The sequence below is a fragment of the Herbaspirillum sp. UBA812 genome (assembly GCF_002296545.1).
Taxonomy (GTDB): Bacteria; Pseudomonadota; Gammaproteobacteria; order Burkholderiales; family Burkholderiaceae_D; genus Herbaspirillum; species Herbaspirillum huttiense.
The window spans coordinates 1-5,409 of the sequence record NZ_DBIC01000067.1 but is presented as its reverse complement, the minus strand read 5'-3'; the positions used below and the strand labels follow the sequence as shown (position 1 = coordinate 5,409).

The following is a 5,409-nucleotide window of genomic DNA, read 5'->3' as shown; positions in this document are numbered from 1 at the left end:
TTGAGCAGATGCCATGAACGGCGCGCTCACGTTCTCGCGCGGCAATATGAATGGATCAGCGCATGAGACGGGGGCGTTCCGGCGATTGCTTCATTCCCGCCGTTCAAGGTCTGAAGCCCGGCGCCTGATTGATGCGACGCGCCAAACACCCTGTACGCGCACCAGGCGACAAGATGCAAACGATCAGTAAATATTTGTTGCCAAGCACAAGAATGCGATATCATGAATAGAAATTATTCTCATTATTATCTGATTCATGCCCTCGCTCTCCCCCGGCGCTCTCGCCGTCCTGCTCGCCTTTTCCGTATTGCCCGCTTCTTCCGTCCTGGCGCAGACTGCCAGCACGGACAACAGTGCGGCATCAACCCAATTGCCCACCGTCGATGTGGTCGCCGATGGCGTCAACGACACCAGGTTCAAGGCCACCCAAAGCCAGGTCAACAAATCCAATACGCCGCTGTCGCAAACCCCGCAATCGGTGTCGGTGGTCACGCGCTCCATGCTGGACAGCCAACAGGCCGTCTCACTGGCAGATGCGCTGGAGAACGTGCCCGGCGTGGTCGCGCAGCAATATGGCCGGCGCGGCTGGGATGACCTGATCATCCGTGGCCAGGTCGCTTCCGATTCGCTGTATCTGGATGGCCTGCGCACCACCGCCAGCTCGCGCGTGGCCGAGCAGCTGTTCGGACTGCAGCAGGTGGAAGTGCTCAAGGGACCGGGCTCGCTGCTGTATGGCCTGGTGCTGCCGGGCGGGCTGGTCAACATGGTCAGCAAGCGTCCGCAAGGCAATGACTTCGCCAACGTCGACGTCACCGTGGGCAGTCACGACTTCTACCAGACCACCGTGGACATGAACAAATCGCTGTCGGAAAACGGCAAGCAGGCTTTCCGCATCAACGGTCTCATTTCCAATTCGAACGACGCCACTGACAATGTGTGGTTCAAGAACCGCTACATCGCCCCTTCGCTGTCGCTGGACCTGGGTGCGCGTACCGACTTCACCATCCTGACCAGCTATCAGGAACGCAGCTACGTGCGCCAGCAAGGTCTGCCGCTGTCGGGCTCGATCAACAGCAACGTCAACGGCGCGCTGCCGCGCAGCCTGTTCATCGGCGAGCCGGGCGCGCGTCCGTATGCGGCCAATGAAACCCGCGTCGGCTATGCGCTGACGCACCGCTTCGATGACGGCTGGACGCTCAACAACAACGTGCGTTACCAGCAGTTCGAGATGAGCGGACAACTGGTGGCCAACAACGTCCTGTCGAGCACCGGCCGCAGCCTCACGCGCACCGGTACCGACCAGACCTATGAAGGCCAGACCTTCAGCATCGATACCAATGTCCAGCGCAGCTTCAACACCGGCTTCGGCAAGCACGAGATCACGCTGGGCACGGACTATCTCAATTCGCGCGAAGACACGCTCTCCTATACCTGTACGGTCGCCGCGCTCAACGTCTACAACCCGGTGTATGGCGCACGTCTGAATTGCCCGACCACACCCAATACCTATACCTCAACCAGCATCCGCGATACCGGCTTGTATGCACGCGACAACATCCGTTTCGGCGAACGCTGGCAATTGCTGACCGGCCTGCGCTACGACAACGTCTCGACCTACTCGACCAACCTGCGCACCGGCGCGCATACCGACAATCCGGCCAGCGCCACGACGGGCTCGGCCGCGCTGATGTATGAGTTGCTGCGTGGTGTGCGTCCCTACATCAGTTACGCGACCTCGTTCTATCCGAACAGCGGCACCGATGTGAGCGGCGGCACCTTCAAGCCCGAGACCGGCAAGCAATGGGAAGCCGGCGTGAAGTTCGACCTCGACGAAGGCCGCACCAGCCTCAACGTGGCCGTGTTCGACCTGCGCCGCCGCAACGTGCTGGTGAGCGATCCCAACAACACCGGCTTCAACATTGCCGTGGGTGAACAGCGTTCGCAGGGCGGCGAGATCAGCGTGACCTCCGACTTGCGCAATGGCCTGAGCCTCAACGCGGGCTACTCCTACACGGCGGCCATCGTGACCGATGACGGCGGCCAGCGTAGCACCACCGTGGGCCAGTGGCTGGACAACGTCCCGCGCCACAACTTCACCACCAGCGCCCGCTATCGCTTCAAGGGCCAGTTGGCCGGATGGGAGTGGAACGGCGGCGTGCATGGCCAGAGCATGATGCGCACCAACGGCTATACCCTGCCGGGCTACGTGCTGGCCGATACCGGCGTGGCCTACAACGCCGAACGCTGGCGCGCTGCGCTCAACGTCAAGAACATCTTCAATACGCACTACTACGCGGGCGGTCTGGCGCGTGCGGTGGCGTTGGGGGATGACCGGACCATCTTGCTGACGCTGGGGTATCGTTACTGATCTCCTGTCCCGCCTTCTCGTGATTCAAGATCGGCCGCTTTCATGCGGCCGATTTTTTTATCCAAATGATTCGACATGCGCAGCTTCATTCACCGCATGGACAGCAAAGAGCACATCACGGCCTGCTTGTTGAGGCATCATGCCGATTCCCCTCCACCCTGCCCCAAAAAAACCGCCATGAAAATGCAGAGATGCCTGCAGCTGTCACGATCACTGATGATGTCCGGATTGCTGATGCTCGCGTCTCCCTACATCCATGCCGCGGAGAGCGCAGCGGATGACCTCGCCCTCCTGCGCCAGACACCCACCTTTGCCCTCGGCCAGGTCGGTTTCATCGGCCACATCAGCGACAGCGAACAACGCTATCGCCGCTTGCTGCAATCCCCGGCCGCGCTGGAACTCTTCACACGACTGATCGACGACGGCTCCGCCACCAAAGAAGCGCGACTCTACGCGGCCTGTGCCCTGCGCAAGCTGAACGCGGCGCAATTTGTGCAACTCACGAAAGGACTGCACAAGGAAGGCGGTCATGTCTCTGTCCTGCATACGGACATCCTCCAACGTGAATCCATACAAGATCAATTGCAGAACATCGCGCAGCACGGCTGTGCCGATGCGCATTGGCGTTAGGCGTTACGCCGCACCGGCACATTGAATCAACACGCAATAGAAAAAAAGAAGACATCCCTTCACCGCAAGGACTGCAGGGAAAGAAGAAGAGAAAAAGCAAAAGAAAAGTGGCGGACTCCCGAAGAAGTCCGCCCGAAATGAAGGCCAGAAGGAGCCTGTGACGAAACTGAACAGTGTTTCCTTTCAATCTCGGCCCCCATGGTAGTCAGTCCCTTCCACTGCAGGCAAATCCGCACCACCGATTAGCCGCATCAATACTGCAAATACTTCTCCAAGCAGGGCATCCACCCTCTCGCGTTTGGTGCAGGATCGCGCCAAACGCCCTCCCCATGCGGGTTTCGCGCATCATGCGGGTGCACCATGCACAAGCCTGCGTGCCATCCCGGAGCAGCCTAATCATTATTACTAATATTCATTCGGCCAATTCCTAAATAGAATTTGACCCTGATTTGACCCAGGACGACACTCAGCTACCTCCTTTCAACCAAAGTGGTGTGCCATGAATTCGATCACGCTCGATGTTTATCCCGTCCAGAAAAAAATCGTCACCGCTGCCCCACCGCATGCGGACTCTCCCGAAATGGATACGCTCATTGCGGAAGTGACCGCACGCCGCGACGAGTTCGATCAGCTCGGCCACGTGCCGCGCGACCTCGTGGCCACCATGAAGAAGGCCGGCATCTTCCGCAGCGGCACGCCGCGCAAGTTCGGCGGCGAAGCCCTGGCCCCGGCGCCCTTCCTGGCCATGGTCGAACGCATCTCCAAGGCTGATGGCTCGGCCGGCTGGGTGGCCGCCTTCGGTTCGGCCAACACCTATCTCGCCGCCCTGCCCATCGAAACCCAGCGCAAGATCTACGCAAGCGGCCCCGACCAGGTCTATGCCGGCGGCCTCTATCCGCTGCAGGAAGCCAAGGCCGTCCCCGGTGGATGGGAAATCACCGGACGCTGGCACTTCGCCAGCGGCTGCAAGGGCGCAGACTGGATCGGCGTGGGCATCAAGGACAGCAGCGGCGCCGACGACGGCACACCCAAGCCCGCGCTCATGGCCGTGATGCCAGCTTCTGAAATCGAGATCATCGACAACTGGAACGTGGTCGGCATGCAAGGCACCGGCAGCCACGATACCCGCCTCAAGGACAAGTTCGTGGCCCATGAATGGACCTGTGCCCGGGGTGCAGCCGGCCTCATTGATGAGCCGCTGTATCGCTATCCGGCCCTGGCCTACCAGGCTGAAGTGCACGCCGCCGTCAACATCGGCCTGGCCCGCGCCGCGCTGGACATCGTCACCGACATGGCGGGTGGCGCCAAGATCATGCCGGGCGCGCTGCGCCTGGCCGACCGCGCGTATTACAAGATCAAGCTCGGCGTGTCCGAAGCCAAGTGGCGCAGCGCCCGCATGTTCTTCTACGATGCCTGCGAACAAGCCTGGGAACAGATCGTGGCCGGCAACCCCGTCACCGAAGAGATCGACATGATGCTCAAGCTCTCGGCCACCTATGCGGCCCGGGTCTCGATGGAAGTCGTCAACGACGCCTACCAGGCCGCCGGCATGGCCGCCATCCAGCGCACCCACCGCCTGCAGCGCATCGTGCGCGATGCGATGGTGGTCACGCAGCACGCGGCGCTGTCGGAGTTGAATTACGAAAGCGCTGGCGCGCTTTTTGCAAAGCTGGGGATCAAGCGCTGATGCGCCTCCCCTCCTGAAAAATTGCCTGCGCTCATGCCTGCGCTGCAGGCGCAAGCGCACCCCGTGTTTTGCCTTTGTTACTGCCGTGCCTGCCATCTCCACTGGCGTTTCACCAACTTTACAAAGAGGACCCAGCCCGTGACCCACTCCACCGTTTCGCCACAACGCCGCAAGCTGCTGCTCGGCGCCGCCTCCATGCTCGCTGCAGGCGCTGCGCCTGCCCTGCCAGCCCTGGCCCAGGGCGCGCCCGTCATCATCGGCGTCGGCGCTGATCCCGTCTTCACGGCCTTCTTTGTGGCCGCCAACGAAAAACTGTTCGCCAAACACGGCGCCCCCAACGTCACCGTGCAGTCCTACACCGACGGCGGCGAAGCGCTCAACGCGCTGGTGGCCAACCAGGTGCAGCTGGGCTGTGCCGGCGAACCCACGCACATCGTGCGCCTCTCGCGCGCCGAACTGCGTCCGCTGGCCGTGACCTATCAGTCCAAGACCTACGTCAAGCTGGTGGCCCGCAAGGCCATCACCTCGGCCGACAAGATCAAGAAGTTCGGCATCGTCGCCGGCTCGGTCTCGGAATACGTCACCGGCCTGACCCTGAAGACCCTCAACATCGATGCCGCCAAGGTCGAGATGGTGCGCTCCGGTCCGCCGGAACTGCCGGCCCTGCTGGCGCGCGGCGACATCGATGCCTACTTCGTCTGGGAACCGTGGCCGACGCTGGGCA

General features: G+C 61.5%; 4 protein-coding genes. All 4 read left to right on the top strand.

What is annotated here, in order from left to right; genetic code table 11:
- Positions 1-256: 256 nt before the first annotated feature.
- The gene (locus B3873_RS04250) at positions 257-2,368 is read left to right on the top strand and encodes a TonB-dependent siderophore receptor (RefSeq protein WP_286864218.1); all 2,112 of its coding nucleotides are present in this window, start codon (positions 257-259) and stop codon (positions 2,366-2,368) included.
- A gap of 75 nt (positions 2,369-2,443) precedes the next feature.
- Positions 2,444-2,998, top strand: coding sequence for an MchS3 family protein (gene mchS3 / locus B3873_RS04245; protein WP_286864217.1), 555 nt, complete (start codon positions 2,444-2,446; stop codon positions 2,996-2,998).
- A 499-nt stretch (positions 2,999-3,497) separates the two neighbouring features.
- On the top strand, positions 3,498-4,685 hold the full coding sequence (locus B3873_RS04240; protein WP_286864216.1) for an acyl-CoA dehydrogenase family protein: 1,188 nt from the start codon (positions 3,498-3,500) through the stop codon (positions 4,683-4,685).
- A gap of 138 nt (positions 4,686-4,823) precedes the next feature.
- On the top strand, positions 4,824-5,409 hold a 586-nt coding region (locus B3873_RS04235; protein ID WP_286864215.1), incomplete at its 3' end, for an ABC transporter substrate-binding protein.